The sequence below is a fragment of the Mitsuaria sp. TWR114 genome (genome assembly GCF_007997345.1).
This window is the reverse complement of record NZ_VOSR01000837.1, coordinates 1-513: the sequence shown is the minus strand read 5'-3', so window position 1 is coordinate 513 and position 513 is coordinate 1. Positions and strand designations below refer to the sequence as shown.

1 protein-coding gene is annotated in these 513 nt (G+C 70.0%); it reads right to left on the bottom strand.

Annotated elements, in window-relative coordinates:
• Positions 1-267: hypothetical protein (locus tag FUT87_RS24745; RefSeq protein ID WP_147242714.1), on the bottom strand; the 267-nt coding region annotated here is incomplete at its 3' end.
• Between the last annotated feature and the right edge of the window lie 246 nt (positions 268-513).

Here is a 513-nt window from a genome sequence, read left to right as displayed (position 1 = left end):
CGAGTCGCCGCTGTCGATGGGCAACGGACGGCTCGCCGCGAACTGCGTCTTGCGCCGCATGTGCTCCATCGTGAGGCGAAGCTCCAGCATCTCCATCTGCAGCTTCTCGATCTGCCGGCGCGCCTGGCCGACCTGCTCCTCGATCTGCCGGCGCGAAGCCTGCAGCTGATCGATCAGCGCCCGGGCCGTCCGCAGCTTGCGTCCCCACCATGCGCTCGCGATCGCCGCCCCCACTCCCGCGCCGGCCAGCGCGCCGGCCGCCAGCATCCAAGGCTGCAACAAGTTCATGGAGGGATCCCGCTCGTGTGATTCGCGCCGTCACTGTAGGGCGGCAGGCGCGCGAAGCCTTCACCAGGAGCGGGCATTTTTCACCGGATCGCGGGCCGCGTCGCCCGCCGGTGACTGGTCCGTCACGCCGTCGACATGGTGTCGTGACGGATGTAACCGGCGGCCGGCCTCAGACCTCCAGCCACTCCTTGCGGACGTAGGCGTTGGCGCGCAGGTCGGCGGGCG